Origin of the sequence: Pseudomonas sp. Marseille-Q0931 (assembly GCF_940789645.1) — a bacterium.
GTDB lineage: Bacteria > Pseudomonadota > Gammaproteobacteria > Pseudomonadales > Pseudomonadaceae > Aquipseudomonas.
In genome coordinates this window covers 122453-148580 of sequence record NZ_CALNWT010000005.1, presented here as the reverse complement: position 1 = coordinate 148580, position 26128 = coordinate 122453, and the positions used below count along the sequence as shown (strand labels likewise).

The 26128-nt window shown below is 63.5% G+C and carries 24 protein-coding genes, 4 tRNA genes and 1 riboswitch; of the genes, 17 read left to right on the top strand and 11 right to left on the bottom strand.

Annotated elements, in window-relative coordinates; genetic code table 11:
- Positions 1 to 6 precede the first annotated feature (6 nt).
- From P3C50_RS12130 to P3C50_RS12120, 3 genes are all read right to left on the bottom strand, one after another.
- A tRNA-Met gene (locus tag P3C50_RS12130) sits at positions 7 to 83 on the bottom strand.
- Between the two features lie 115 nt (positions 84 to 198).
- Positions 199 to 275 (bottom strand) — tRNA-Met (locus tag P3C50_RS12125).
- 114 nt (positions 276 to 389) lie between these two features.
- Positions 390 to 466 (bottom strand) — tRNA-Met (locus P3C50_RS12120).
- 135 nt (positions 467 to 601) lie between these two features.
- Between P3C50_RS12120 and dinB the strand changes: the two genes are divergently transcribed.
- Complete coding sequence (gene dinB / locus P3C50_RS12115; RefSeq protein ID WP_275546197.1) at positions 602 to 1654, top strand: DNA polymerase IV; 1053 nt, start codon at positions 602 to 604, stop codon at positions 1652 to 1654.
- A gap of 221 nt (positions 1655 to 1875) precedes the next feature.
- On the opposite strand, the gene P3C50_RS12110 is transcribed toward dinB, so the two are convergent.
- The 3 genes from P3C50_RS12110 to P3C50_RS12100 form a co-directional block, all read right to left on the bottom strand.
- The gene (locus P3C50_RS12110) at positions 1876 to 2274 is read right to left on the bottom strand and encodes an META domain-containing protein (RefSeq protein WP_275546196.1); all 399 of its coding nucleotides are present in this window, start codon (positions 2272 to 2274) and stop codon (positions 1876 to 1878) included.
- Between the two features lie 4 nt (positions 2275 to 2278).
- Positions 2279 to 2710 (bottom strand): hypothetical protein, encoded by a 432-nt coding sequence (locus tag P3C50_RS12105; protein WP_197856706.1) that lies wholly within the window; start codon positions 2708 to 2710, stop codon positions 2279 to 2281.
- A 167-nt stretch (positions 2711 to 2877) separates the two neighbouring features.
- Complete coding sequence (locus tag P3C50_RS12100) at positions 2878 to 5628, bottom strand: response regulator (protein ID WP_275546195.1); 2751 nt, start codon at positions 5626 to 5628, stop codon at positions 2878 to 2880.
- Between the two features lie 119 nt (positions 5629 to 5747).
- Here P3C50_RS12100 and P3C50_RS12095 point away from each other — a divergent pair, with 119 nt between their 5' ends.
- From P3C50_RS12095 to P3C50_RS12055, 9 genes are all read left to right on the top strand, one after another.
- Positions 5748 to 6458, top strand: coding sequence for a response regulator transcription factor (locus P3C50_RS12095; RefSeq protein WP_275546194.1), 711 nt, complete (start codon positions 5748 to 5750; stop codon positions 6456 to 6458).
- Positions 6455 to 7792 carry a sensor histidine kinase gene (locus tag P3C50_RS12090; protein WP_275546193.1) on the top strand — a complete coding sequence of 446 codons (1338 nt, stop codon included), beginning with the start codon at positions 6455 to 6457 and terminating at the stop codon, positions 7790 to 7792. Before P3C50_RS12095 ends, P3C50_RS12090 begins: the two co-directional genes overlap by 4 nt.
- Before the next feature lie 330 nt (positions 7793 to 8122).
- Entirely contained in the window at positions 8123 to 10207 is a 2085-nt protein-coding gene (locus P3C50_RS12085) for a TonB-dependent receptor domain-containing protein (protein ID WP_275546192.1), read from the top strand.
- A gap of 108 nt (positions 10208 to 10315) precedes the next feature.
- Complete coding sequence (locus P3C50_RS12080; protein ID WP_275546191.1) at positions 10316 to 11278, top strand: siderophore ABC transporter substrate-binding protein; 963 nt, start codon at positions 10316 to 10318, stop codon at positions 11276 to 11278.
- A gap of 159 nt (positions 11279 to 11437) precedes the next feature.
- Positions 11438 to 12343, top strand: coding sequence for a cysteine synthase CysM (gene cysM, locus P3C50_RS12075; protein WP_197856700.1), 906 nt, complete (start codon positions 11438 to 11440; stop codon positions 12341 to 12343).
- A complete protein-coding gene (rlmD, locus tag P3C50_RS12070) occupies positions 12343 to 13701 on the top strand; it encodes a 23S rRNA (uracil(1939)-C(5))-methyltransferase RlmD (protein ID WP_275546190.1) in 1359 nt (452 codons plus the stop codon). Before cysM ends, rlmD begins: the two co-directional genes overlap by 1 nt.
- A 132-nt stretch (positions 13702 to 13833) precedes the next feature.
- Entirely contained in the window at positions 13834 to 16077 is a 2244-nt protein-coding gene (gene relA / locus P3C50_RS12065; protein ID WP_197856698.1) for a GTP diphosphokinase, read from the top strand.
- Between the two features lie 73 nt (positions 16078 to 16150).
- Positions 16151 to 16969, top strand: coding sequence for a nucleoside triphosphate pyrophosphohydrolase (gene mazG, locus P3C50_RS12060; RefSeq protein ID WP_275546189.1), 819 nt, complete (start codon positions 16151 to 16153; stop codon positions 16967 to 16969).
- Between the two features lie 183 nt (positions 16970 to 17152).
- On the top strand, positions 17153 to 17692 hold the full coding sequence (locus P3C50_RS12055) for a DUF2058 domain-containing protein (RefSeq protein WP_275546188.1): 540 nt from the start codon (positions 17153 to 17155) through the stop codon (positions 17690 to 17692).
- Between the two features lie 57 nt (positions 17693 to 17749).
- Here P3C50_RS12055 and P3C50_RS12050 read toward each other — a convergent pair whose 3' ends face one another.
- On the bottom strand, positions 17750 to 18022 hold the full coding sequence (locus P3C50_RS12050; protein WP_197856695.1) for a Rho-binding antiterminator: 273 nt from the start codon (positions 18020 to 18022) through the stop codon (positions 17750 to 17752).
- Between the two features lie 107 nt (positions 18023 to 18129).
- Positions 18130 to 19374, bottom strand: a complete 1245-nt coding sequence (locus tag P3C50_RS12045; RefSeq protein WP_275546187.1) for an OprD family porin — start codon at positions 19372 to 19374, stop codon at positions 18130 to 18132.
- 318 nt (positions 19375 to 19692) lie between these two features.
- On the opposite strand from P3C50_RS12045, the gene P3C50_RS12040 reads away from it, so the two are divergent.
- Together P3C50_RS12040 and P3C50_RS12035 are read left to right on the top strand one after the other, a co-directional pair.
- Positions 19693 to 20832 (top strand): DUF5610 domain-containing protein, encoded by a 1140-nt coding sequence (locus tag P3C50_RS12040; RefSeq protein WP_275546186.1) that lies wholly within the window; start codon positions 19693 to 19695, stop codon positions 20830 to 20832.
- Between the two features lie 48 nt (positions 20833 to 20880).
- On the top strand, positions 20881 to 21117 hold the full coding sequence (locus P3C50_RS12035; protein ID WP_197856692.1) for a glutaredoxin family protein: 237 nt from the start codon (positions 20881 to 20883) through the stop codon (positions 21115 to 21117).
- Between the two features lie 62 nt (positions 21118 to 21179).
- Here P3C50_RS12035 and P3C50_RS12030 read toward each other — a convergent pair.
- The 3 genes from P3C50_RS12030 to mobA all read right to left on the bottom strand — a co-directional run bounded on the left by P3C50_RS12030 (position 21180) and on the right by mobA (position 22283).
- Positions 21180 to 21256: transfer RNA gene (locus P3C50_RS12030), tRNA-Pro, on the bottom strand.
- A gap of 129 nt (positions 21257 to 21385) precedes the next feature.
- Entirely contained in the window at positions 21386 to 21607 is a 222-nt protein-coding gene (locus tag P3C50_RS12025; protein WP_197856673.1) for a YgdI/YgdR family lipoprotein, read from the bottom strand.
- A gap of 85 nt (positions 21608 to 21692) precedes the next feature.
- On the bottom strand, positions 21693 to 22283 hold the full coding sequence (gene mobA / locus P3C50_RS12020; RefSeq protein WP_275546185.1) for a molybdenum cofactor guanylyltransferase MobA: 591 nt from the start codon (positions 22281 to 22283) through the stop codon (positions 21693 to 21695).
- A 67-nt stretch (positions 22284 to 22350) separates the two neighbouring features.
- On the opposite strand from mobA, the gene moaB reads away from it, so the two are divergent.
- From moaB to P3C50_RS11995, 5 genes are all read left to right on the top strand, one after another.
- Complete coding sequence (gene moaB, locus P3C50_RS12015) at positions 22351 to 22890, top strand: molybdenum cofactor biosynthesis protein B (protein WP_275546184.1); 540 nt, start codon at positions 22351 to 22353, stop codon at positions 22888 to 22890.
- Complete coding sequence (gene glp, locus P3C50_RS12010) at positions 22887 to 24101, top strand: gephyrin-like molybdotransferase Glp (RefSeq protein WP_275546183.1); 1215 nt, start codon at positions 22887 to 22889, stop codon at positions 24099 to 24101. The genes moaB and glp overlap by 4 nt, the downstream gene beginning before the upstream one ends.
- Before the next feature lie 150 nt (positions 24102 to 24251).
- Positions 24252 to 24872, top strand: a complete 621-nt coding sequence (locus tag P3C50_RS12005; protein WP_275546182.1) for a C40 family peptidase — start codon at positions 24252 to 24254, stop codon at positions 24870 to 24872.
- 84 nt (positions 24873 to 24956) lie between these two features.
- A complete protein-coding gene (locus tag P3C50_RS12000; protein WP_197856668.1) occupies positions 24957 to 25481 on the top strand; it encodes a C40 family peptidase in 525 nt (174 codons plus the stop codon).
- Positions 25482 to 25487: 6 nt separating this feature from the next.
- A complete protein-coding gene (locus P3C50_RS11995) occupies positions 25488 to 25808 on the top strand; it encodes a hypothetical protein (RefSeq protein WP_275546181.1) in 321 nt (106 codons plus the stop codon).
- Between the two features lie 37 nt (positions 25809 to 25845).
- Positions 25846 to 26056: riboswitch (cobalamin riboswitch) on the top strand.
- Positions 26057 to 26128: the final 72 nt, after the last annotated feature.

The window sequence follows — 26128 nt, the reverse complement described above, 5'->3', positions numbered from 1 at the left end:
TGAAGGTGGTTGCGGGAGCAGGATTTGAACCTACGACCTTCGGGTTATGAGCCCGACGAGCTACCAGACTGCTCCATCCCGCGGCGGCCATTCTACTCAGGGAGAGAGTGTTGTCAATCGGTTTGTTGCTTTTAATCGAAAATACTAATCGGCTAGGCAAACAAAAAGGCCACTCGCTTGAGTGGCCTTTTCTGAAGGTGGTTGCGGGAGCAGGATTTGAACCTACGACCTTCGGGTTATGAGCCCGACGAGCTACCAGACTGCTCCATCCCGCGGCGGCCATTCTACTCAGGGAGAGAGTGTTGTCAATCGGTTTGTTACTTTTAATCGAAAATACTAATCGGCAGGCAAACAAAAAGGCCACTCGTTTGAGTGGCCTTTTCTGAAGGTGGTTGCGGGAGCAGGATTTGAACCTACGACCTTCGGGTTATGAGCCCGACGAGCTACCAGACTGCTCCATCCCGCGGCGACCATTCTACCGGCAGAGAGCTTTTCGTCAACTATTATCTTCAAAAACTGTTTTCAACTCAGATGCTTAGCATCAAACAGCTGTTAGACTGCAGTGCTCCAGGCCAGGCCGGGCGAGGCTTCCGAGGATGTTGTGCGCAAGATAATCCACGTTGACTGCGACTGCTTTTACGCCGCCATCGAGATGCGTGACGATCCGAGCCTGGCCAATCGTCCGCTGGCCGTAGGCGGTTCGGCGGAGCGTCGCGGGGTGATCGCCACCTGTAATTACGAGGCGCGTGCCTATGGGGTGCGTTCGGCGATGTCCTCGCGGCATGCGCTGAAACTGTGTCCGGACCTGCTGATCGTCAAGCCGCGCTTCGAGGTCTACCGCAGCGTCTCGCGTGAGATCCACGGCATCTTTCGCCAGTTCACCGATCTGATCGAGCCGCTGTCGCTGGACGAAGCCTATCTCGATGTCAGCGACTCGCCGCATTTTTCCGGCAGCGCCACGCGCATTGCCCAGGAAATTCGCCGTCGCGTGGCGCAGGAGCTGCACATCACAGTGTCAGCCGGTGTGGCGCCGAACAAGTTTCTGGCCAAGATCGCCAGCGACTGGCGCAAACCCAATGGGTTGTTCGTCATCACCCCGGATCAGGTCGATGCTTTCGTTGCCGAGTTGCCGGTGAACAAGCTGCACGGGGTCGGCAAGGTCACGGCCGACAAGCTGACGCTCATGGGCATTCGTACCTGCCTGGATCTGCGCGACTGGAACAAGCTGGCGCTGGTGCGCGAGTTCGGCAGTTTCGGTGAGCGCCTGTGGCGCCTGGCCCAGGGCATCGACGAACGCGAAGTGAAGGTGGACAGCCGTCGCCAGTCGCTGAGCGTGGAGCACACCTATGATCAGGATCTGCCCGATCTGGACGCCTGCCTGGAAAAATTGCCAGCGCTGCTGGAAGAGATGAACGGCCGTCTGCAGCGCCTGGACGCCAGCTATCGGCCGGACAAGCCCTTCGTCAAGGTCAAGTTCCACGACTTCACCCAGACCACGCTGGAGCAGGCGGGGGCGAGCCGGGATCTGGAAAGCTATCGAGTATTGCTGAGCAACGCCTTTGCCCGCGGCGACAAGCCGGTGCGCCTGCTGGGCGTTGGGGTCAGGCTGCATGACCTGCGTGGGCGGCAGGAGCAGTTGGAGCTGTTTGCGTAACGCGGATGCAATCGCAAGCGTTCTGCGTTATCTGTTGATGTGCCGATTTGACTGGGTAGGGAGGGCGCCGCACCGCTTCCGGCTCATTTCGCGGATAAATCCGCTCCTACAACAGACCTACCTGACTGCAGTACGCCCTTGTAGGAGCGGATTTATCCGCGATTTCTTTGCCAGAGTGGGGCACCAATTGGGTGACCCCGGATTGCATCCGGACTACCTTCTTATTCCGCCCATAGGCGGATCGGCTTGCCGCTGGCCGGCCACAGCTGCAGCTGGCCGATACCATTGAAGTCCCAGCGCTGCACCTCGCCGAGCGCTGCGAGGAAGCGCTGCTCCTGTTCCATCAGCGCCGGTGCGCACATCTTGCGGGTGCTGCCCGGTGCCTCGAAACGGATCGCGTCATCCTTGAGCGAATAACCGGCGAACCAGTGATTGCAGCCGGCATGCCCGTGCGCCCGGCCGTCGGCGGCGAAGGTGATGGTCAGGTGGCTGCGATCGATCAACGGGCGCTCGCCGATCCACTCCACGCGATAGCTGCGTTCGGTTTCCAGTTGCGGCGTGTCGCTGGCGCAGCCGGCCAGTGTGGCGGCGAGCAGGGCAAGGGGCAGGGCGCGGTGCATGGGGTCAGGCCTCCTGGCAGGTACGGCACAGATGACGACCGGCGTCGTTGCGCCAGCCCAGTTCGGCTATGCGGGCCTCGGCAGCCGGTGCTTGCGCGGCTTTGCCGAGGGCGGCATCGACGGCGAATTCGAAATCCAGCTGTTTGCCGCAGCCGTCGCAGTTCACCTGCCAGTTATGGATGGCCAACTCCTTGAACTGCGGCCCTTTGCACACCGCCAGCCACTGGCCGGGCGGGTTGATCAGGTGGCGAACCTTTTCCACATCCAGGCGCATGTGCAGGTCGCGGCTACCTTTGAGAGTGACCAGCAGCGTGTCGCTGGGCTGGATCGAGCCGCCGTTGCCGGTGACCTGGTAGCGGCCCGGTGCAAGAGCGCGGCATTCGGTAAGGGTGTGCTGCGGGTTGAGCAGGGAATAACGGAAATCGTGTTCGGCCATGGGTCCTCCGGTTCAGCCGGCATGCTATCACGCGGGGCTGCGCGCTATGGCGTCTGCTAGGTGCGGATTTATTCGCGATATTCGCGCTGCAATCGCGAATAAATTCGCGCCTATAAAAGCTGCGTAACCCGGATACCCTGGACTGCATCCGGGCTACAGCTCTGGCTTTACGCGCTCTGGGCAGCTGCTTCGGTCAGGCGTGCAATGGCGTCGTCCAGCTCGTCCAGCGCGCGTTGAGCCTCGGGATCATCCTGCTTGAGCAGCGTCTCGCTGCGCTGGCAGGCGGCGCGCAGCTGTGGCACACCACAATAGCGGGTGGCGCCGTGCAGCCGATGAACCCGCTCGATCAATGCGGTGCGCTCGCCGGCGTCGCGTGCCTGACGGATGGCCTGGCGGTCGCCCGGCAGGCCGGCCAGCAACATGCTCAGCATGTCCGCCGCAAGGTCGGCTTTGCCCGCGGCCAGGCGCAAGCCTTCCTCGGCGTCGAGCACCTTGGAATGCAGCTGGGGCGGCGCAGGTGGCGCGACCTTGTAGCTCGGCTGGTTGCGCAGGTTCAGGCCGGTCCACTTGAGCACCACCTGGGCCAGTTGGCGCTCATTGATCGGCTTGGTCAGATAATCGTCCATACCGCTTTGCAGCAGGGCGCGCTTCTCATTGGCCAGGGCGTGGGCGGTCAGGGCGATGATCGGCGTGGCGCTGCGGGCTTCTTCGCTTTCCCACAGACGAATCGCTTCGGTGGCTTCACGGCCATCCATGCCGGGCATCTGCACGTCCATGAATACCAGGTCGAAGCTGCCTTGCTGGACGGCTTCTATTGCGGCGTACCCGCTATCCACAGCCTTGACCTGGGCGCCCAGATCATCGAGCAGGGTTTGCACCAGCAGCAGATTGGCCGGGTTGTCATCGACGCAGAGAATCTGCGGTCGGCGCGTGTCGCCGATGGCGACCGGCTCGCTGGCCGAGCGTTGCGGGCTGACCATTTCCACCAGCGCCTTGTGCAGTTTGCGCGTGCAGGGAGGCTTGGCCTGCAGTTGGGTGTAGGCGTCGGGCAGCGACTCGTGGAACAGCCCCAGCTCGGTGGTCGGGCACAGCACCAGGGCCTTGCAGCCGAGGTGGTCGAGCTCATGGATACGCTGGCCGAGGACATCGGGCGGCATCTGGCTGGCGGTGATGCCCAGCACCGCCAGGCTCAGCGGCGGTTGGCCATGCTGCTGGGCGTGCACGGCCTCGAAGAGCTGGCCAGGGTCGGCGAAGCTTTGCACTTCCAGGCCGCAGTCCTCGAGCTGGTGGGCCAGTGCCTGACGCGCCAGCTCGTGGCTTTCCAATACGGCCACGCGACGGCCCTGCAGGGCAGTGCGCGGCAGGTCTTCGGCGTCGTCGCGGGCCTTGGGCAGGGTCAGGGTGATCCAGAATTCGGACCCTTCGCCCGGGGTGCTGTCGACGCCGATCTCGCCGCCCATCTGCTCGATCAGGCGCTTGGAAATCACCAGACCAAGGCCGGTGCCGCCGGCCTGGCGGCTGAGCGAGTTGTCGGCCTGGCTGAAGGCCTGGAACAGCGCGCGCAGGTCTTCATCCGACAGGCCGATGCCGGTGTCCATCACGTTGATGCGCAGCTGCGCGGTGTCGGCGCTTTCATCCTCGACCATGGCACGCATGACGATGGTGCCTTCGCGGGTGAACTTGATCGCGTTGCTCACCAGGTTGGTCAGCACCTGCTTCAGGCGCTGCGGATCGCCGCGCAGGGCCAGGGGGGTGTCGCGGTAGATCAGGCTGACCAGCTCCAGCTGCTTTTCATGGGCGGCGGGGGCGAGGATGGTCAGGGTGTCCTGCAACAGGTCGCGCAGGTTGAAGGGAATGGACTCGAGCACCAGCTTGCCGGCCTCGATCTTGGAGAAGTCGAGCACCTCGTTGATGATGCCGAGCAGGCTGTCGGCGGATTTTTCGATGGTCGACAGGTAATCGTGCTGGCGCGGGCTGAGCTCGCTTTTCTGCAGCAGGTTGGTGAAGCCGAGAATGCCGTTGAGCGGGGTGCGAATCTCATGGCTCATGTTGGCCAGGAATTCGGACTTGATGCGGCTGGCCTCCAGTGCCTCCTTGCGCGCGAAGTCCAGCTCGATGTTCTGGATCTCGATGGTCTCAAGGTTCTGGCGCACGTCCTCGGTGGCCTGTTCGATGCTGTGCTGCAGTTCTTCGTGGGCGTTCTGCAGGGCTTCGGCCATGCGGTTGATGCCGCCGGCCAACTCGTCCATTTCATGACTGCCCAGCGGCGGCAGACGGGTTTCAAGGCGGCCGTCCTTGAGCAGGGCGACGCCGGCTTTGATCTCGCGCAGCGGGCCGTTGATGCTGCGGCTCATGCGCAAGGCGAGCAGGGCAGTGACGGCAAGGCCGCCGACGATCAGCAGCAGGCTGGCGAACAGACTGCGATAACCGCTGAGCAGCGTGCCCTGGTGCGAGAGCTCCAGCTCGACCCAGCCGAGCAGCTCCAGCGTGCGCTCATCATCCAGGCTGTCGCTGAGCACCAGGTGCTGGTCGTAGACCGGCAGCAGAAAGCGCGTGGCGTCCTGTCCACTGAGCAGGCTGACGCCCGGTTGGCCGGTGGGCGACGGGTTGAGCATGCTCGGCCCGGCATGCGCCAGTAACGCACGCTCGGGGGCGAGAAAACCGACCGCGCGAACGTCCGGATGCTCCAGCGCCTGCCGGGCGATGCGTTCGAGTTTTTTCACGTCGTTCTGTTCCAGCGCCGGGGCAGCCAACGGCGCCAGGTGTTCGACCAGCATCTCGCCACGCTGCAACAGCTGCGTCTGCAGACCCGACAACTGCACCCAGGTGAAATAGCCGCCCAGCACCAGCGCCAGCAGGCTGGTGGGCAGCAGGGTGAGCAGCAATACGCGCCCCTTGATGCTGAGATCCTTGAACACGATCTTCCTCCTTCAGAACATCTGGGCAGTGTAGCGATTCGGCACGCCGGAATCTGTAGGTGAGCGATTGTCGTTTAGTAGGTAGAATTGTTCTCATTCTGCCTGTTCGGTTTTTCGCCATGATGACCTCCACTCCTGCCTCGGCTCGAATCCTTGCGGTCGAGGACGATCCCCTGCTTGCCAGCCATCTGCAGTCCCACCTCATGGGCTGCGGCTTCGATGTGACGCTCAGCCATGACGGCAGCGAAGGCCTGCAGTTGGCCGAAAACGAGGATTTCGACCTGATCCTGATGGATATTCTGCTACCCGGCACCAACGGTCTCGAAGTGTTGCAGCGCCTGCGTCGGCAGCGCAGCGTGCCGGTGTTGCTGATGTCGGCGCTGGGCGATGAGCAGAATCGCATCGCCGGTTTCAGTCAGGGCGCCGACGACTATCTACCCAAACCCTTCAGTCTGGGCGAACTTAGCGTGCGGGTGGAGGCCATTCTGCGGCGTGTCGCCTATGAGCGTCGCGAGCCGCAGCCGAGCACCGAGGGCAGTGGCTTGCAGTTCGACGAAGGGCGTAGCGACGTCGCCTTCCGTGGCAACTGGGTTGGCCTGACGCCCAGCGAATACCGCGTACTGGAGCTGCTTTGGCGGCACAAGGACGAGGCCCTGAGCAAACCCTTCCTTTATCAGCAGGCGCTACGCCGCGCCTACGCCCAGCACGATCGCAGCCTGGACATGCACGTCAGTCATATCCGCCGCAAGCTGCAGGCTGTCGGTCACGAGGCCACGCGCGTCGATACCGTGTGGGGCAAGGGATACATCCTGGCGCAGGCCGGCGCATGAGTCTGCCAGGGAAGCACTCGCTGCTGTGGCGCCTGGCTGGTGCGCTGGCACTGTTCTGCCTGCTGCTGGTCAGCCTGCATGTGGATGTCGGGCGCGAGCTGATCGATGCGACGTCCTACCTGTCCGAGTCGACCCGCAAGACGCTCAAGGGCTATGCCCAGGAGGCGGAAACCAGCTGGCGTGAGCAGGGTGCGCCTGGCGTCGATGAGTTTCTCCAGAAGCTGCAGGCGCGCGAACAGATCTGGGCCGTGGTGGTCGACGCGCACAAGGATTCGCTGTCCTCGCAGCCCTTGACCGGCGAGCAGGCGCAGCGCCTGGATTTCGTCCGCAGGCTGGAGTTTCCCGTGGGGCGACCGGGTGGTACGCCGACCTTCTATATCCCCTTCGCCGACAGCGATGCCCGCCTGGTAATGGAGTTGCCGCAGCGCCTGAACCCGCGAAGGTACAACGAGCTATGGGAGTTGCTACTGCAGCGCGTACTGCCGGCGATCCTGGCGGTGGTCGTGGCGCTGCTGCTGTACCGCCTGCTGATTGCGCCGCTGGCGATCCTCAGGCGTCAGGCTACTGCACTCAGCGCAGGCGACCTGTCCGCCCGGCTCGGGCCGCAAGTGACGCGACGCAAGGATGAGCTGGGTGAACTGGCGCGCACCTTCGATCATATGGCCGAGCGGCTGGATCGCACCGTGGCGTTCCAGCGTCAGCTGCTGCGCGACCTGTCCCACGAACTGCGCACGCCGCTGGCCCGCCTGCGCGTGGCCGGGGAGAGTGAGCAGGACATCGAGGCCCTACGCCAACGCCTGGCGCGTGAGGTGGCGGAAATGGAAAAGCTGGTCGGTGATGCGCTGGAGCTGGTCTGGCTGGATACCGAGCGGCCCAGCTTGCCGCTCGAGGAAGTGGACATCGTCAGGCTCTGGGACGTGCTGCGGGAGAACGCCGGCTTCGAGACGGGCTGGCCGATCGAGCGCATGCCCTGCGAGCTGCCGGCCGATTGCCGGGTGCTGGGCAATCTCAATGGCCTGGCGCAGGCGCTGGAAAACATCCTGCGTAATGCCATTCGCCACTCGCCGGAAGGCGGGGTGGTGCGCCTGGCTGGGCGGCGCGAAGATGACCAGTGGTTGCTATGGATCGAGGACCAGGGGGCGGGTGTCGCCGAAGGCGAGCTGGAGACCATCTTCCGACCCTTTACCCGCCTCAGTGCTGCCCGTCCGGGTGGGGATGGCTTCGGCCTTGGGTTGGCCATCGCACGCAGCATGATCGCCACCCAGGGCGGGCGCCTGTGGGCAGAGAATGCCCGGCCCGGTCTGCGGCTCAAGCTCTGCCTGCAAAGTGTATAGTTCGTAAATTAGATTTACTCTCAAATGTAAATTCTTACTATTTGCGCCTGACCCGAAAGGGCCGGCAAATAGTGGCGTTCCCTTTTTCAGGTGCGCTCGCTCCCGATGGTGCATCTGGCCGTCCGTGGCTTTGTCAGGCCCCTTTCGTTTGGTTGCGGTCATCGCCGCTGGCTGTTGCCGCTTGTCGTGGTGACGCCTGCGTTGCTGGTTCGCACGGGTCTGCCAGCCCAGCCTGTGTCCGGGGGCGTGCAGGGATTCGAGTTCCTGTTCGGAAGGCTGCTGGCGACCCAGCCGACAACTCGACTCACCTCGATCACTGGGAGCCACTACATGTCACTCAACACGCGACGTCTCGTTGCCTCGTCTCGACCTCGATTCGAGAAAACTTTGCTGGCCGTCACGCTGGCCTCGTTGGCCTGTTCGGCGGTAGCCGAGGAAAAGGCCGAGCAACTGGAACTCGGAGCGGTAGTCGTCACCGCCACGGGCTTCGAGCAAAGCGTCAAGGATGCGCCTGCCGCCATCACCGTCATCTCTGCCGAGGAGTTGAAGAAGCGCTCCTACACCGATGTGACCGATGCACTGAAGAATGTGGCCGGGGTGCAGATTGCCGGTGGCGGGGTGGAGCGCTCGATCCAGATCCGCGGCATGACGTCCGGCTACACGCTGTTTCTGATCGACGGAAGGCCGATGCAGGGCAACGATGCCTTCGGCCTGAACGGTACCCAGAACGGTACGCCGATCAACTTCCTGCCGCCCATCGAGGCCATCGAGCGCATCGAAGTCATCCGCGGCCCGGCGTCCTCGCTGTATGGCTCCGACGCCATGGGCGGGGTGGTCAACATCATCACCAAGAAGGTCCGCAACGAGTTCAGCGGCAGTATCACCGGCGAATATTCGCTGGCCGACAGCGCCAACAAGGTCAACGAGGACGGCTACCAGACCAGCGCGTACCTCAATGCGCCGCTGATCCGTGACGTGCTCTCCCTGCAGCTCAACGGCTCCTTTCTGAATCAGGACGAAAGCCACCTTGCCGGCCTGGACGACAGCGGCGCCACCGACCCGCGCTACAGAAGAAGCAACGCCGGCGGCAAGCTGGGCTGGAACATCAATGAGCAGAACCTCGTCACCCTGTACTACAACGAGGGGCGCCAGCGGCGCTGGGCCAATCCCGGCAGGAGCCTGCCGCAGGCCGATGAGCCGAGCTTCGCCGACTCCATCCAGCGGACCTATGCGCTCACCCATGAAGGCCGCTACGACAACCTGCTCACCGACAGCTACATCAACTACGACCACTCGGAAAACCTCAGTCGCCTCAACGCGACCACCGGCAACGGCATCGAATACGGCGTGCTGACCGCCAACACCCAGGCGACCTACTTCATTGGCTCGCACGCTCTGACCGGCGGCCTGACCCACAAGTACGAGAAACTGGAGGACGGCGCCAGCAGTGGTTTGCGCGAGCCCGTGGTGGCCGATGCCAACGCCGTTGTGGAGATGGACCGCTACCAGAACTCCCTGTTTCTGGAGGACAACTGGAGCCTGACCGACGACCTGACCCTGACTCTCAGCGGCCGCTTCGACGACAACCAGGCCTACGGCAGCGAGTTCAGCCCCAAGGCGTATGCGGTCTACCGAATCAACGACAACTTCACCCTCAAGGGTGGCGTGACGTCCGGCTACAAGGCGCCGAGCCTGCGTCAGGCCGCAACCGATTTCGGCTCCACCTCCCGCGGCGGCGTGATCATCGGCAACCCCGATCTCACGCCGGAAACCAGCCTCAACCGCGAGCTCGGCATCGGTTACGAGAACTTCGATCTGGGCCTCAACACCACGTTGACCGTCTACCAGACCGACTACAAGGACAAGATCAACCGCACTGGCCGAATCTGCGAGCCGAACGTGCCCTGCGTCTACAACGGCACCAACTACCCGGCACACCAGTTCGGCTACACCGCCTACGAGAACGTGGACAAGGCCGAGCTCCGGGGCGTCGAGTTCACCCTGGATTACCAGCTTCTCGACAACCTGATGTACCGCCACAGCTACACCTACACCAGCACGGAGCAGAAGTCCGGCCAGTACAAGGGCGAGCCGCTCAACGACATGGCCAAGCACATGTTCAACGTGTCGCTGGACTGGCAGGCGACGGAGAAGCTGAACCTCTGGACCCAGGTCAACTACCGGGGCGAGACGTCCGGGCGCTGGCAGACCGGCACCAGCGGTGCCTCCAGCAACGGCGTGACCTACCCGTCCTACACCTTCGCCGACGTCGGCCTGGTGTACCGGCCAACCCGGGATCTCAGCCTGAAGTTCGGCGTTTACAACGTCACCAACAAGGAAGTCACCACCGACGATGACTACGCCTACAACCTCGACGGCAGGCGCTACGTGTTCGGTGTGACCCAGAGCTTCTGACCCCTGCGCATTGGCCAGGTCGCCGATGCTGGCGGCCTTTTGCAACTCGTTTCCGGCGCTGGCACGGCGTCGGACATGACCCCCATCGAGAAAAACGAGGAAAGCGATATGACGCTATTCAAGCGTACCCTGACGAACCTGCTGCACCTTGGCGCGCTGATGTGCGCCGTATCGGCCCACGCCGCCTACCCGCTGGCCATTGAACATGGCCAGGGCAGCCTGACGCTGGACGAGGCGCCCAAGCGCGTCGCCGTATTCGATCTGGGCGTGCTCGACACGCTCGACGCCCTGGGCATCGCTGCCGCCGGCGTGCCGCAGATGGCCGGGCCGGCTTACCTGAAAGCGCAATACGCCGGGCGCGAGACCGTCAACATCGGCACCCTGTTCGAGCCGAACCAGGCCGCGCTGGAAGCGCTCAAACCTGACCTGATCATCATTGGCGGCCGCTCCAGCAATCAGTTCGAGACGCTCTCGGCGCTGGCGCCGACCATCGACCTGAGCATCGCGCCGGACCAGTTCCTGGCGGGTGTGCGGAGCAATATAAAGGTGCTGGGCGAGATATTCGACAAGCAGGAGCAGGCTGCGCAGCTCGAGGCGCAACTGGGCAAGGAACTGGCTGCGGTTCATGCCAAGACTGCCGGCCAGAGCTCTCTGACCCTGTTCACCATCAACGATGCGCTGATGCTGCACGCGCCGGGCGAGCGATTCGGCATGCTCAACGAAGTGCTGGGTACTCGTCCGGTGGTCGAGGCGGTCGACCCGGCGAGCGTCGCGCAGGGGCGCCCAGCGCCGGATTCGCCCGAGGCCAGGCAATTGCGTGAGCGGCAGAAGGTGCGTCTGGATGCAGCGTTGAAAGAGCAGCCGCAGCGGCTGGTGGTGCTCGACCGTGGTGCGGCCACCGGTGGTGAAGGCAAGGGCGCCGAAACCCTGGGCAAACATGCAGGTGTCGCGGCCAGCACGGCCTGGCAGCAGGACAAGGTGTTCTATCTCGAGCCGGCTACCTGGTACATCGCCACTGGTGGCTACCAGGGGCTGATGAACACCCTGAAGGATTTTGCCGCCGTGCAATAAGGACGTGGCTTTACTCGACTGCGGTTGGCAGTGCTCGGTCACTGCCAACTGCAGCCGGGCTAAGGTCCGATCACGCCCTGAAACCGATCATGGCGTGATGAAGCCCTGGGTTCGGCGTATCATGACGCCCCTTCGCGTCAGTCTGGATTCGAGCGACCCATGACCCTGCAATTTCCTACCATTGCCGACTGCATTGGCAATACCCCCCTGGTACGCCTGCAACGCCTGGGCGGCGACACCAGCAACACCCTGCTGGTCAAGCTGGAAGGCAACAACCCGGCCGGTTCGGTCAAGGACCGCCCGGCGTTGTCGATGATCGATCGCGCCGAACTGCGTGGTGCCATCGTGCCCGGCGATACCCTGATCGAGGCGACCAGCGGCAACACCGGCATCGCCCTGGCCATGGCCGCGGCGATCAAGGGTTACAAGATGATCCTGATCATGCCGGACAACTCCACCGCCGAGCGCAAGTGGGCGATGACCGCCTATGGCGCCGAGCTGATCCTGGTCAGCAAGGAGGAGGGCATGGAAGGTGCGCGCGATCTGGCCGAAAAACTGCAGGCCGAAGGCCGCGGCAAGGTGCTCGACCAGTTCGCCAACGGCGACAACCCCGAGGCGCACTACAGCGGTACCGGCCCGGAGATCTGGCGCCAGACCGGCGGCACCATCACCCATTTCATTAGTTCCATGGGCACCACCGGTACCATCATGGGCACCTCGCGCTATCTCAAGGAGCAGAACCCGGCGATCCAGATCGTCGGCCTGCAGCCGCAGGAAGGCTCGGCCATTCCCGGCATCCGCCGCTGGCCCGAGGAATATCTGCCGAAGATCTATCAGGCCGAACGGGTCGACCAGGTGATGGACATGGGCCAGGCTGAGGCCGAGCACGTCATGCGTCGTCTGGCACGGGAAGAGGGCATCTTCTGCGGCGTGTCCTCCGGCGGCTCGGTGGCCGGCATGCTGCGCCTGTCGCAGCAGGTGGAAAACGCGGTGCTGGTGGCGATCATCTGCGACCGCGGCGACCGCTACCTGTCCACCGGCATTTACCAAGAACCGGCGCACTGATGGCCAGACGCAGCTCCAACCTGCGCTTTCAGCCCAGCGGCGGCAGTCGCGCGGCGCAGGTTCCGGTCGGCAAGAAGCAGAAGCTCGCCATTGAGCGTCTGGCCGGCGACGGCCGCGGTATCGCCTTCGAAGGCGGGCGCACCTGGTTCGTCAGCGGCGCCCTGGCCGGTGAGCAGGTCGAGGCGCGGGTGCTCAGCGCCCGCAGCCAAACCATCGAAGCGCGCGCCGAACGCATCATTACCGCCAGTAGCGAGCGCCGAGAGGCGCCTTGCATTCATGCCGACCGCTGCGGCGGTTGCAACCTCCAGCACATGCCGCATGCCGAGCAGCTTGCCCTGAAACAGCGCACGCTGGCCGAGCAGCTGTCCCGTCTGGGCGGTATCCAACCAGACGAGTGGGCAGCGCCGTTGACGGGCCCAGAGCTGGGTTACCGCCGCCGTGCGCGCGTCGCCGTGCGCTGGGATGCCAAGGCGCGCCAGCTGCAGGTTGGCTTCCGTGCTGAAGCCAGCCAGGACATCGTCGCCATCGATGAGTGCCCTGTGCTGGTACAGCCCTTGCAGCCTATTTTTAACGCCTTGCCGGCGTTGCTGCGCAGCCTGGAAAAACCACAGGCAGTTGGCCACGTCGAGCTATTCAGCGGCACGGCCGAAGCGTTGCTGCTGCGCCACACCATCGCGCTGATAGAGGCTGATCTGAACCGCCTGCGCATGTTCTGCCTTGAGCACCGCGCGCAGCTGTGGCTGCAGGGCGAAGGCCAGCCCGAGCCGGACGATCCGTCCGCCGAGTTGGGCTTCGAGTTGCAGCGCTGGCAACTGCAACTGGCCTACCGTCCGGGTGATTTCGTACAGGTCAATGGTCTGGTCAACGAGGCCATGGTCGCTCAGGCGCTAGACTGGTTGGCAGTGCAGCCTGGCGAGCGGGTGCTGGATCTGTTCTGCGGCCTGGGCAACTTCGCCCTGCCGTTGGCCCGTCAGGCGGCTGAAGTGGTGGCCGTGGAAGGCGTCGAGGCGATGGTTCAGCGCGCGGCAGCCAACGCGCGAAACAATGGTTTGGGCAATGCGCACTTTTATCGTGCCGACCTGTCCAACCCGCTGGCCAATGAGGCCTGGGCGCGTGGTGGTTTCGCTGCGGTGCTGCTCGACCCGCCGCGCGACGGGGCGCTGGAGGTGGTACGTGGGATGGGTGAGCTGGGCGCGCGGCGTCTGGTCTATGTATCCTGCAACCCGACCACGCTGGCGCGCGACGCCGCCGAGTTGGCGCAGCAGGGCTATCGCCTGCGCCGTGCCGGGATTCTCGACATGTTCGCGCAAACGGCGCATGTCGAGGCGATGGCACTGTTCGAGAAACCCGAGGCTTAGGTCTGGGCAAAGCGGTACGTTCGGTACCGCAGGGGTGTGCAGGATGCGCATCCTTTCAGTTAATCCGACCGGCTCAGAGAAGGCCGGCGACTGCTCGGTGTGATCTATACGCACCGTAGGGAAGGTAAGACGATGGTTCAGGTGAGAGCGCATCAGCCGATCAACGATGACGGCAGCATCAACCTCGAGGCCTGGTTGGATCATGTCACCCGCGTCGATCCGGCGTTGGATCGTCAGGCCCTGCACGAGGCCTGTGAATTCGCCCGCGATCTGGAGCAGCAGGCCAACACCACCGAGCATCACTGGAGCGAGGGCGCGTCGACATTCCGCGCCGGCCTCGACATCGCGGAAATTCTCGCCGATCTCAAGCTCGATCAGGATTCGCTGGTTGCGGCGATCATTTATCGCGGCGTACGCGAGGGCAAGATCACCCTGGCCGCGGTGCACCAGCGTTTCGGCCCGGTGGTGGCCAAGCTGATCGAAGGCGTGCTGCGCATGGCGGCGATCAGCGCCAGTATCAACCCGCGCGAGTCGGTAGTGGTCGGCTCGCAGACGCAGGTGGAGAACCTGCGCAAGATGCTCGTGGCCATGGTCGACGACGTGCGTGTGGCACTGATCAAGCTGGCCGAGCGCACCTGTGCCATCCGCGCGGTCAAGGAAGCCGACGAAGAGAAGCGCCAGCGCGTCGCGCGCGAGGTGTTCGACATTTATGCGCCGCTGGCCCACCGCCTTGGCATCGGCCATATCAAGTGGGAGCTGGAGGACCTGTCCTTCCGCTACCTGGAGCCGGAGCAGTACAAGCAGATCGCCAAGCTGCTGCACGAGCGTCGCCTGGACCGCGAGCAGTACATCAACGACGCCATGGACCATTTGCGCCAGGAGCTGGAAGCCACCGGCATCAAGGCCGACATCAGCGGCCGGGCGAAACACATCTATTCGATCTGGCGCAAGATGCAGCGCAAGGGCCTGCAGTTCAGCCAGATCTACGACGTACGCGCGGTGCGTGTGCTGGTGCCGGAGGTGCGCGACTGCTACACCACCCTGGGTATCGTGCACACCCTGTGGCGGCACATTCCCAAGGAGTTCGACGACTACATCGCCAACCCCAAGGAGAACGGCTACCGCTCGCTGCACACCGCCGTGCTCGGCCCGGAAGGCAAGGTGCTGGAAGTGCAGATCCGCACCCACGCCATGCACGAAGAGGCCGAGCTGGGCGTCTGTGCGCACTGGCGCTACAAGGGCACCGACGTCAAATCCGGCTCCAACCACTACGAAGAAAAGATTTCCTGGCTGCGCCAGGTCATCGAGTGGCACGAGGAACTGGGCGATATCGGCGGCCTGGCCGAGCAGCTGCGCGTCGATATCGAGCCCGACCGGGTCTACGTCTTCACCCCCGACGGCCACGCCATCGACTTGCCCAAAGGCGCGACGCCGCTGGATTTCGCCTACCGCGTGCACACCGAGATCGGCCACAACTGCCGTGGCGCCAAGATCAACGGGCGTATCGTACCGCTGACCTACAGCCTGCAGACCGGCGAGCAGGTGGAGATCATCACCAGCAAGCAGGGCTCGCCAAGCCGCGACTGGCTCAACCCCAACCTGGGCTACGTCACCACCAGCCGCGCGCGGGCCAAGATCGTCCACTGGTTCAAGCTGCAGGATCGCGACCAGAACGTCGCCGCCGGCAAACAGCTGCTCGAGCGCGAGCTGGCGCGCATGGCTCTGGTGGGTGCTGACTTCGACAAGCTGGCCGAGAAGGCCAACCTGAAGACTGCCGAAGACCTGTTCGCGGCCCTGGGCGCTGGCGACGTGCGCCTGGCCCATGCGGTCAACCTGGCGCAGCAACTGGTCGAGCCGGAGCGCGGCAACGAGCAGCTCGAGTTGATCCCGCGCAAGGCGCAGGGCTTCAAGCCGGGCAAACGTGGCGATATCCAGATCCAGGGCGTCGGCAACCTGCTGACGCAGATGGCCGGCTGCTGCCAGCCGCTGCCGGGCGACCCTATCGTCGGTTACATCACCCTTGGTCGGGGCGTCACCATTCACCGTCAGGATTGCCCCACGGCACTGCAGCAGACCGCGCGCGAGCCGGAGCGGATGATCCAGGTGAGCTGGGGGCCGGTGCCGGTGCAGACCTACCCGGTGGAGATCGTCATCAAGGCCTACGACCGTTCCGGCCTGCTGCGTGACGTCACCCAGGTGCTGCTCAATGAGAAGCTCAACGTGCTGGCGGTCAATACGCGTTCTGACAAGGAGGACAACACCGCCTCCATGTCGATCACCGTGGAGATTCCCGGCCTCGATGCGCTCGGCCGTCTGCTGGCGCGTATCGGCCAGTTGCCCAATATCATCGAGGCGCGTCGCCACCGCGTCAGTTGAACGGCAAGCAATCGTAGCCCGGATGCAATCCGGGGCGTGTGACGAGGCATTCCCTACCTCTCCAAGGAGTTCCATGTACCAACTCGATGACCTGCTGCACCTGATGGCACGCCTGCGCGATCCGCAACACGGCTGCCCGTGGGACCTCAAGCAGAGCTACGCGAGCATCGTGCCCTACACCCTGGAGGAGGCTTACGAAGTCGCCGATGCCATCGAACGCGGCGATTTCGATCACCTGCCCGGCGAGCTGGGGGACCTGCTGTTCCAAGTGGTCTATTACAGCCAACTGGCCCGCGAGGAGGGGCGCTTCGACTTCGCCAAGGTGGTCGACGGCATCACCGCCAAGCTGATCCGCCGCCACCCGCACGTATTTCCCGACGGTGATCTGTACGGCGCACCGGATGCGGCAAAGCTGGAGGAGGCCGCGGTCAAGCAGCGCTGGGAAGAACTCAAGGCGCAGGAGCGCGCCGACAAGGCCGCGGTCCCTGAGCAGCTGTCCCTGCTAGACGATGTACCCAGCGCACTGCCGGCGCTTTCGCGCGCCGCCAAGTTGCAAAAGCGCGCAGCCCAGGTCGGCTTCGACTGGCCTGAGGCGCTGCCGGTGGTGGACAAGGTGCGCGAAGAGTTGGACGAAGTGCTCGAAGCCATGAGCGAGAACGATGCCGAGGCGGTGGCCGAGGAAATTGGCGATCTGCTGTTCGTGGTGACCAACCTGGCGCGGCACCTGAAAGTCGACCCGGAAGCCGCGCTGCGCGCAGCCAATGGCAAGTTCGAACGACGTTTTCGCTTCATCGAGCAAGGCGTGCGTGAGGCCGGGCGCAGCCTGGACAGCTGCTCGCTGGAGGAGCTTGACGCCCTCTGGGGCGAGGCGAAGAAGCAGGAGAAGATGTAGCCCGGATGAAATCCGGGAAATGGCTGGCTAGTCGCTCCCGAATTTCATCCGGGCTACGAGGGCCGCATCGTGCCCCGATTCGGGCTGGAGCCGCTGCGCCTTAGCCCTTATGCTGGGCGCCTTGGACTGGCAGCGCGAATCTGCGTGGCTGCCGCAACAACATCATGTTCGGGATCTTTAGTCATGGGTCTTTCCCTGCGCGACCAGCTGCTCAAAGCCGGCCTGGTCAACGAAAAACAGGCCAAGCAGGTTGGCAAACAGCAGCAGAAGCAGAAGCGTCTGGCGCACAAGGGGCAGGCCGAACTGGACGACAGCGCGCGCCAGGCGGCGCTGCAGGCCCAGGCCGAGAAGGCTGCACGCGACCAGGAACTGAACCGCCAGCAGCAGGAAAAGGCCGAGCAGAAAGCCCGTATGGCGCAGATCAAGCAACTGATCGAGCGTTCGCGCCTGCCCAAGCTCGATGGCGAGGACTACTACAACTTCGTCGACGACAAGAAGGTCAAGCGCCTGCCGGTCAACACCATGGTGCGCAACAAGCTGTCCAACGGCTGGCTGGCCATCGTTCGCCATGGTGGCGGTTATGAAATTATTCCGCGCGAGGCGGCGTTGAAGATCCAGGAACGCGATGCCTCGCGCATCGTCCTGCTCAATACCCATGTCGAAGAGCCGGATGCCGACGATCCTTACGCGGCCTATCAGATCCCTGACGACCTGATGTGGTGACGCTGCGTTACTGAGCGCTGCGCTGCATGCACCGCAACTGATCGTGGTGCGTCGCGCTCAGCAGCGCTTGCCGCCCAATAGCACCCGGCCGAAGCTGGCGCCGGCGTCCTGTGGGGTGATCGCCAGCAGGCGATCCATGCGCAGGCGCTGTTGGCCATCGCTCGTGTGCACCAAAAGAAACTCCTCCTTGCTCGCCGTGGTTTCCGTGGACAGGGCCTGGCCCTGCAGGTGGGAACCGTCGACCAGTTCGATATCCAGTTGATAGCGGTGCATGCAGGCGATCTCGAGATAGTCGTAGAGGTCGCAGGCCAGGGGTTGGTAGTCGTCCATCGAGTTATCCTCCGAGATCGTTAGAGCCTAGCCGACTGTTTTTCGGATAGACAAAAAACGCCGCAACCCGGTACCGGTGTTGCGGCGCTTTATTTTCGGCGTGGAGCTTACATCAGCGGGATGGTGTAGCTGACGATCAGACGGTTTTCGTCCAGGTCGCCGATGCTCGCATTTGAGCGCACCATTGCGTTACGCCAGCGCACACCCAGGTTCTTCAGTGGGCCTTCCTGGATGATGTAGCTGATATCGACGTCGCGTTCCCATTCCTTGCCGCTGGCGCCACCTACGCCATCGAAGCCGTCGCCGGTGACGTAGCGTACGAAAGCCGTCAGGCCTGGGATGCCATAGCTGGCGAAGTTGACGTCATAACGTGCCTGCCAGGATTTCTCGTCCTTGCGGGTGAAGTCGAGAATCTGCAGGTAGTTGACGATGTAGGGGTCGGTTTCGGCCAGGAAGGGGAAGGCATTGTCGCCACCGACCTTCTGATAGCCCACGCGGAAGGTGTGCGCGCCAATGCCGGCCCAGAGGTTGACCGAGGTGAGATCGTTATCGAGATTGCCGCCGAGTTTGCGACCGTTGTCCTGGGAGTCGAAATAAGCCAGGTTGGCGCCCAGTTTCCAGTCGCCGATCGGCTGTACATGGATCAGGTTGTACAGTTTCTGATCGTAGATGTCTTCCAGCTCGCCGTACCACAGGCCGACGGTGGTGTTGCCGCCGTTGAACTTGTAGTCGCCGCCGGCGAAATTGTAGCGATCGCTCTCGCCGCCGACGTTGGTGGCGGTGATGTCCTGGCTATTGGTGGAATTGCGGAAATTCACTTCGCGCAGTTGGCCGCCGTTGAGCGTCAAGCCGTCGATTTCCTGCGAGGTGATCATGCCGCCGTTGAATACTTGCGGCAGCAGGCGCGAGTCGCCTGAGGAGACGACCGGCAGCTTGGGCATCAAGCCGCCGACTTTGCCCACGGTCTTGGACAGGCGCACCTTGACCGCGCCGGTGGCTTCGGAGTACTCGTCAGGCCCTTCGTTGCCGAAACCATTGGGCAGCAGGTTGGTACCGGCGCGCTCGTCCGAGGAGTCGAGTTTCAACCCCAGGCCGGCATAGGCATCCAGACCAAAACCCACGGTGCCTTCGGTAAAGCCGGACTCGGCCTTGAAAATGAAGCCCTGCGCCCATTCCTCGCGCTTGGACTGGGCGACGCCCGGGTCGCGCAGATCGCGATTCATATAGAAGTTGCGCAGTTCCAGAGTGGCTTTGCTGTCGCCAATGAAATCAGCCTGTGCCAGGGTTGGCAGGGTCAGGCTGGCGCCCAGCGTGGCGAGGGCCACGGCGCGGGCGAGGGGAGTCTTGCTCATTATTGTTGTCTCCTCGTTGTTATTAGCAGGCTGGCCACAATGTGACCGGCCAGTTACGGCGCGATGAAATAAAGCATCTGGATTGCGAGTCGACTGTAAGACTTTAGTCTGGCGCGTTTGCAAGCGAAGCCGTGGCCTGGCAGACCTACGCTCTAGGACGTGGCTTTGGGGGTTATCGGCTGGTGGCCATCGATCGGAAAAATAAGCGCTCGCGGCCAATGAGACTGAGAAAAAACGGCAGCCGTTGGTCGATAAAGGTTAAAGCTAGTCTTCTTTCGGCCGTTAAGTTCGGCAGATAACCTATTCGGGTACCTAGCCATGAATCTTCTGAGCTCACTCAATTCCGCCGCGTCCCGCGCTGCGCAATCCGGCCAGTCCATGGCGGCGCGCAACAATGCTGCCGACGCCCAGGCCACCCTGGCCAACCGCCTTGCCGAGAAGCTGGGCGTGCCGCCGGGTTCGCTCTCCGGATCACGTGATGACTACACCCCGGAGAAAGTAGCCGGGCGGATCATCGACTTCATCGAGCAGCGCCTGCAGAGCGAGGCGGCCGCTGGCGCTGATCCGGCCAAGCTGGACAAGCTGCTGTCCCAGGCGCGCGACGGTGTGGAGAAGGGCTTCGCCGAGGCGCGCAAGATCATCGATGGCATGGGCGCGCTCAAGGGCCAGGTGGCCAGCGATATCGACGATACCTACAAGCGCATTCAGGACGGCCTTGGCGATCTCGACAAGCGCTTCGGCAGTGCGGCTTCTTCCGCTTCCGACAAGGTTGCCCTGGCGGGTTACAGCGAGCGCTTCAGCGCAGTGGCCGAGACGTTCGACCTGTCCGTCACCACACGCGATGGCGATCGTCTGCGCATTTCCGTGGCGCAGGCTTCGGCCAATTGGTCGCAGAGCAGCTTCGCTGCCGCCAGCGATGGCAATTCCACGACGGTCTCCGGTAGCAGCCAGTCCGGAAGCATGCGCATCGGCGGCTGGCAAGTGGAAGTCGAGGGCGAGCTGGATGATGACGAGGTCAAGGCGCTGGAGAAACTCTTCAGTCAGGTGCAGGACCTCTCCGACAAGTTCTATGCGGGTGATCTGGCTGGCGCCTTCGACCGCGCCATGGCGCTGGATATCGACAGCGAGCAATTGGCGTCGATGTCCCTGCGTCTGACCCAGACCAGCGTGCGTCAGGCCACCGATGCCTACGGTGCGGTGGCCGGGCAGGGCGCCAGCGCGGTCAATGGTGGGCTGCAGGAATATGCCCAGGGGCTGCTCGATGCGCTGCGCAGTGCCGACGGCCTGAGCAAGGATGCCGGTGGCCTGCTCAAGGATCTGCTCAAGGGCGGCTTCTCGCTCGATGATCGCTTCGACCAGGCGCGTCTGGACAAGGCCGACAGCCTCAACCGCAGCCTGCTGGACGGCTTGCAATCGCTGCTCGCCGATCAGGCCGGCAAGGATGTCGACGCGAGCTGATCCAGGCCGGTGCTAAACTGCGCACCTTGCTGACAGTGAGGTGCGCTTATGACACCGGAATGCCAACTTTTCGGAACCCTGGGATGTCACCTCTGCGAGGTGGCCGAGGCGTTGTTGATGCCCTTCGTCGAGAATGGCCTGCTGGTCGAGTTGATCGACATTGCCGAGCACGAAGGGATGGTCGAGCAGTACGGTTTGCGTATTCCGGTACTGCGCCGTTGCGATACCGGCAGCGAGCTGAACTGGCCATTCGATGCCGAGCAGGTGGTGGTCTTTCTGAGCTGAAAGGCCGATGCCGACAAATCGCAGGCAATAAAAAACCCGCCGGTTAAGGCGGGTTTTTGATTTGGTCGGAGAGACAGGATTCGAACCTGCGACCTTCTCGTCCCGAACGAGACGCGCTACCAAGCTGCGCTACACTCCGAATGAGGCGTATTCTACCGAAAAACTTTTATTGCACAAGGGGTTAGCCTGAAAAAATCTGTAGGCCAATCATCCCTTTTTGCAACCGGGGCGAGCCCCGGTGTCTGTCAGCAGTGCCTCAGGTCCGGGCTCAGAGATCCTTGACGGTCTGCACCTGATCCTTGTTGATCGTGGCGCGCTTGCCGTCGAGTTGCTCGAATTCGTAGAAGCCGGAGTCTTCATCGAACTTCGGCTTGTCCACGGTCTGGATCTCACGCCCGTCGTTCAGCGTGATCACCGACGGCGTAGAACAGCCGGCCAGTGCAGCGAGGCCGATAGTCATCAGCAGGGCGGGGATGATCCGTTTGGTCATGGTCTGTCTCCTTGCATTCAAATAAGTGCCATACCCTCGCTCTGACGTAAAACTGTCGTATGAGTTCCGCTTAGGGCGTTGCGCTTCAATTGGGGGCTGCGTTTTCCGCGAGCGTTTCCGGTGTGTTCAGGTTGGCTAGCCGGAGGTCGTCCAGGGCGCAGTCGATCGCCACGGGCGACAGCCTGCCGAACCAGCGTTGCGGGCTGCGTTCGCCTGCGTGCCAGGCTTGTTCCAGGTCATCCTTAAATCGTGTCGGCAGCAGGCAGAAAAGTGGTTGCCAATAGCTGCCCTGGCGAATCACCACCGGCCGGCTGCCGGCGTGGGCGAGAAGCGATTCGATCAGTGCGCGGTCCACCAGCGGCGCATCGCAGGGCAGCACCAGCATCTGCTCGTGGCGCGCCGCGGCCATGCCGGCGCGAATGCCGGCTAGCGGCCCTTGAAAGTCCTGGTGCGCATCGGCGACCAGTTGGTCGGCATAGGCTGCGTAGCGCTCGGTGTTGCGATTGCAGGAAATGATCAAGTCGTCGCTCAACGGCCTGGTCAGGTCGTGCAGCCAGGCTATTAGCGGCTGGCCTCGCCATTCGATCAGCCCCTTGTCGCGTCCGCCCATGCGCTGGCCGCGGCCGCCGGAAAGCAGTAACACCGAGCAGGCGGGAAGGGTGGTGGATGCGTGCATGCGACAGTCTCCGAAGTCAGGCTGTGTGATATAACAGCGCCCATTCTCTCTCAATTGGAAGCCTGCCATGAACCACAAGGCCGATGCGGTTTTCGTGCCGCTGAACATTGCCGTGCTGACCGTCAGCGACACGCGCACGCTGGAGACCGATACCTCGGGGCAACTGTTGGCCGATCGCCTGACCGCTGCCGGGCACCAACTGGCGGCGCGCGTCCTGCTCCAGGACGATCTGTACAAGATTCGCGCCCAGGTCGCGACCTGGATTGCCGAGGATCAGGTGCAGGTCGTGGTGATCACCGGCGGTACCGGCTTCACCGGGCGCGACAGCACGCCGGAGGCGGTCGCCTGCCTGCTGGACAAGCAGGTCGATGGTTTTGGCGAGCTGTTCCGGCAGATCTCCGTGGCCGACATCGGCACTTCCACCGTCCAGTCGCGCGCGCTGGCCGGCCTGGCCAACGGCACGCTGGTGTGCTGCCTGCCGGGTTCGACCAATGCCTGCCGCACGGCCTGGGACGGAATTCTCGCTGAACAACTGGATGCACGGCATCGCCCCTGCAATTTCGTGCCGCACCTGAAACCGATGGGTGCCTGCGAGTCGCGCGGATGAGTTGTTGCGATCATCCCGGCCTGCTGCCCATGGAGGCGGCGCTGGAGCGTCTGCTGGCATTGGCCGATGCTGCGCCCATCGAACAGACCGAGCAGGTTGCGCTGGCCGATGCCGATGGCCGGGTGCTGGCCGAGCCGCTGATCGCGGCGCTGGATCTGCCGCCCTGGGCCAACAGCGCCATGGACGGTTATGCCCTGCGGCTGGCCGACTGGAGCGGCCTGCCATTACCGGTCAGTCAGCGCGTCCAGGCCGGCACTGCGCCCACGCCACTGCAGCCGGGAACCTGCGCGCGCATTTTCACTGGTGCGCCGCTGCCGGAAGGCGCCGACACCGTGGAGATGCAGGAGAACGTCGAGGTCGATGAAGCTGGGCGCGTGGATTTCCGCGAGCGGCTGAAGGTCGGGCAGAACGTTCGCGCCCAGGGCCAGGAAACCCGCACAGGTGAATGCGTGCTGCCCGCGGGTACGCGCCTGGGGCCCATCGAGCTTGGGCTGGCCGCGTCTCTGGGGGCGGCGCAGCTGTTGGTACGTCGGCGCCTGCGTGTTGCGGTTCTGTCCACTGGCGACGAGTTGGTCGAGCCGGGGCAGTCACTTGGCCCGGGCCAGATCTATAACAGCAACCGGCGCCTGCTGATCGCCTGGCTGCAGCGTCTGGGCTGCGCGGTGGTGGATGCGGGGATATTGCCCGATGACCTGCAGCGTACTCGTGAGGCGCTGGGCGCCTTGAGCGAGGTGGATCTGATTCTTTCCACGGGCGGTGTTTCGGTGGGTGAGGCGGATTACCTTGGCCTGGCGCTGCGCGAGGCGGGCGAGCTGGCGTTGTGGAAGCTGGCGATCAAACCGGGCAAGCCGCTGACCTTCGGTCATTACCAGGGCGTTCCGGTGATAGGTCTGCCGGGCAATCCGGCTTCGACGCTGGTCACCTTCGGTTTGCTGGCGCGTCCGTACATGTTGCGTCGCCTCGGCGCGCAGCGAGTGGAGCCGCTGGGTTTCGCCATGCCGGCAGGGTTCACCTGGGGCAAGCCGGGCATGCGTCGTGAGTACCTGCGCGCGCGCCTGGAGAATGGCCGCGTAGTGCCGTACGCCAACCAGAGTTCGGGTGTTTTGCGAAGCGCCGCGTGGGCCGAAGGGCTGGCAGAAGTAATGGAAGGTAGCACGCTGGCCGAAGGGGATATGCTGCGCTTCATCCCCTTGAGCGAGATTCTCGGCTAGCGCCCTGAAGCGCCCGGTTGTGCGAATGGTCGGGCGCTTTAGATGGCGCGGTGAAACCACTGGGTCACATTTCCGTCGATAGAATTTGCAAATGGGCTTTATAGAGGGCATAGTCGCGCACTTATAAATTCAATCGACACGGTCGTGCCCATGCTAAAACGCTTCGCACCCCTCGTGCCTCTTGCACTTACAGTCTTTCTCGCTGCCTGCGCCGGCCACTCGCCGCAACCGCAGGTCAGCGAAGCCACGGTCGAGCCCGTTGTTCGTCCGCTGTCTCAGCAGGCCGAGCCTGCCGATGATGAAATCAACGCGCTGATCGACGACGAACCCTATGAAATGCCGCAGCTGGCCGACAGCCTGCTCGATCTCGGGCGTTCGCTGATCGGTACGCGCTATCGCTACGGCGGCACCTCGGTACAGTCCGGTTTCGATTGCAGCGGTTTCGTCGGTTACCTGTTCCGTGAGGAAGTCGGCCTGGAGCTACCACGCTCCACTCGCGAGCTGATCAATCTCGACGCGCCCAAGGTGGCGCGCGCCGATCTGGAGCCTGGCGACCTGATCCTGTTCAATGACCGCGGTCGTGGTCGTGTCAGCCACGCCGGCATCTACCTGGGTGATGACCAGTTCATCCATTCCAGCAGCAGCCGCAGCGGTGGCGTGCGCATCGACAGCCTCGATGACAGCTACTGGAACCGCAGCTACCTGCAGGCCAAGCGCGTCCTTGCGCTGGCTCCGGTGGAAGAGCAAGTCGCGGCCAAGCGCCACAATTGATGTGTCACGGCGTAACTCCAGGGTTGCGCCGTTTGCCTGCAAGCGGCAGAGTAGAGCGCATTCAGGCCCTGGATCGCCTCGCTTATGCCTTTCACGACCCGTGTCGTCCTCGTTTCTCTCGCACTGCTGCTGACTGCCTGTAGCAGCCGCGCTCCCGCCCCCCAGCCCATCTACCATCCGCCGGTTTCTTCGTCCTCCTATCAGGGTGGCGCGCAGGACGTGTTGTTCCGTGCGCTGGGACTGGTCGGTACGCCGTATCGCTATGGTGGCAACACGCCGGAAGGTGGTTTCGACTGCAGCGGCCTGATCGGCTATGTCTACCGCGATGCTGCCGGTATTAGCCTGCCACGCTCGACCCGCGAGTTGAGCGCGATGCGCACTCCTGACGTTCGCCGTGATGCGCTGCAGAGCGGTGACTTGGTGTTCTTCGCCACCAACGGCGGGCGCGCCGTGAGCCATGCCGGCATCTATGTCGGCGAAGGGCGCTTCGTGCATGCGCCATCCAGTGGCGGCACCGTGCGCCTGGACAGCCTCGACAACGTCTACTGGCAGCGCGTCTATCTCGATGCCAAGCGTGTGATCACGCCCGAGCTTGCGCGCAACCCCTGATTCGCCATGGCCGAGCCCATCCGCCTGCCGCCCCAGCCCGAGGTCTGCGAGCTTTGCGCGCGGCCTGTGGCACTCACTCGTCACCATCTGATTCCCAAGGCGCTGCACGACAAGGCCTACGTGCAGAAGCGCTTTGCCCGTCATGAGCGCATTACCGCCACGCTCTGGGTCTGCCGGGCCTGCCACAACCAGATTCACCGGCTGTTCAGTGAAAAGGAGCTGGCCCTGACCTACAACAGTCGCGAGGCGCTGTTGGCGGACGAGCGCTTGCGGACCTTCGTCGAGTGGCTGGCGAGCAAGCCGCCGGGGTTCACACCCAGGCATTAGTGCGGCGGCGTTGACGGGCAGGGCTGCCAGCCTCTACCCTGCGCGCCTTGCTTCAGGTGCCCCAAGTCGTCATGAATGACCACGCCAGGGTGAAACAGGGAAGCCGGTTCCAATGCCGGCGCTGCCCCCGCAACGGTAGGTGAGTCAAACGCTGTTTCAGGCCACTGTGCAATGCACGGGAAGGCGCAGCGTCGAACCTTCGGGTTCGCTCACAAGCCCGGAGACCGGCCTGTCGCAGTTTCACGGCATCGCGGAGGGCGCTGCCCGGCCAACGCTCCGGTTCCACCGGGGCGTTCGTGTTGTCTGTCTTCCGCTCGCCT

Coding starts and splice junctions, on each gene's coding strand:
- P3C50_RS12110 (WP_275546196.1), bottom strand. CDS start 2,274: ATGCACCGCGCCCTGCCCCTTGCCCTGCTCGCCGCCACACTGGCCGGC.
- P3C50_RS12105 (WP_197856706.1), bottom strand. CDS start 2,710: ATGGCCGAACACGATTTCCGTTATTCCCTGCTCAACCCGCAGCACACC.
- P3C50_RS12095 (WP_275546194.1), top strand. CDS start 5,748: ATGATGACCTCCACTCCTGCCTCGGCTCGAATCCTTGCGGTCGAGGAC.
- P3C50_RS12090 (WP_275546193.1), top strand. CDS start 6,455: ATGAGTCTGCCAGGGAAGCACTCGCTGCTGTGGCGCCTGGCTGGTGCG.
- P3C50_RS12085 (WP_275546192.1), top strand. CDS start 8,123: ATGTCACTCAACACGCGACGTCTCGTTGCCTCGTCTCGACCTCGATTC.
- P3C50_RS12080 (WP_275546191.1), top strand. CDS start 10,316: ATGACGCTATTCAAGCGTACCCTGACGAACCTGCTGCACCTTGGCGCG.
- cysM (WP_197856700.1), top strand. CDS start 11,438: ATGACCCTGCAATTTCCTACCATTGCCGACTGCATTGGCAATACCCCC.
- rlmD (WP_275546190.1), top strand. CDS start 12,343: ATGGCCAGACGCAGCTCCAACCTGCGCTTTCAGCCCAGCGGCGGCAGT.
- relA (WP_197856698.1), top strand. CDS start 13,834: ATGGTTCAGGTGAGAGCGCATCAGCCGATCAACGATGACGGCAGCATC.
- mazG (WP_275546189.1), top strand. CDS start 16,151: ATGTACCAACTCGATGACCTGCTGCACCTGATGGCACGCCTGCGCGAT.
- P3C50_RS12055 (WP_275546188.1), top strand. CDS start 17,153: ATGGGTCTTTCCCTGCGCGACCAGCTGCTCAAAGCCGGCCTGGTCAAC.
- P3C50_RS12050 (WP_197856695.1), bottom strand. CDS start 18,022: ATGGACGACTACCAACCCCTGGCCTGCGACCTCTACGACTATCTCGAG.
- P3C50_RS12045 (WP_275546187.1), bottom strand. CDS start 19,374: ATGAGCAAGACTCCCCTCGCCCGCGCCGTGGCCCTCGCCACGCTGGGC.
- P3C50_RS12040 (WP_275546186.1), top strand. CDS start 19,693: ATGAATCTTCTGAGCTCACTCAATTCCGCCGCGTCCCGCGCTGCGCAA.
- P3C50_RS12035 (WP_197856692.1), top strand. CDS start 20,881: ATGACACCGGAATGCCAACTTTTCGGAACCCTGGGATGTCACCTCTGC.
- P3C50_RS12025 (WP_197856673.1), bottom strand. CDS start 21,607: ATGACCAAACGGATCATCCCCGCCCTGCTGATGACTATCGGCCTCGCT.
- mobA (WP_275546185.1), bottom strand. CDS start 22,283: ATGCACGCATCCACCACCCTTCCCGCCTGCTCGGTGTTACTGCTTTCC.
- moaB (WP_275546184.1), top strand. CDS start 22,351: ATGAACCACAAGGCCGATGCGGTTTTCGTGCCGCTGAACATTGCCGTG.
- glp (WP_275546183.1), top strand. CDS start 22,887: ATGAGTTGTTGCGATCATCCCGGCCTGCTGCCCATGGAGGCGGCGCTG.
- P3C50_RS12005 (WP_275546182.1), top strand. CDS start 24,252: ATGCTAAAACGCTTCGCACCCCTCGTGCCTCTTGCACTTACAGTCTTT.
- P3C50_RS12000 (WP_197856668.1), top strand. CDS start 24,957: ATGCCTTTCACGACCCGTGTCGTCCTCGTTTCTCTCGCACTGCTGCTG.
- P3C50_RS11995 (WP_275546181.1), top strand. CDS start 25,488: ATGGCCGAGCCCATCCGCCTGCCGCCCCAGCCCGAGGTCTGCGAGCTT.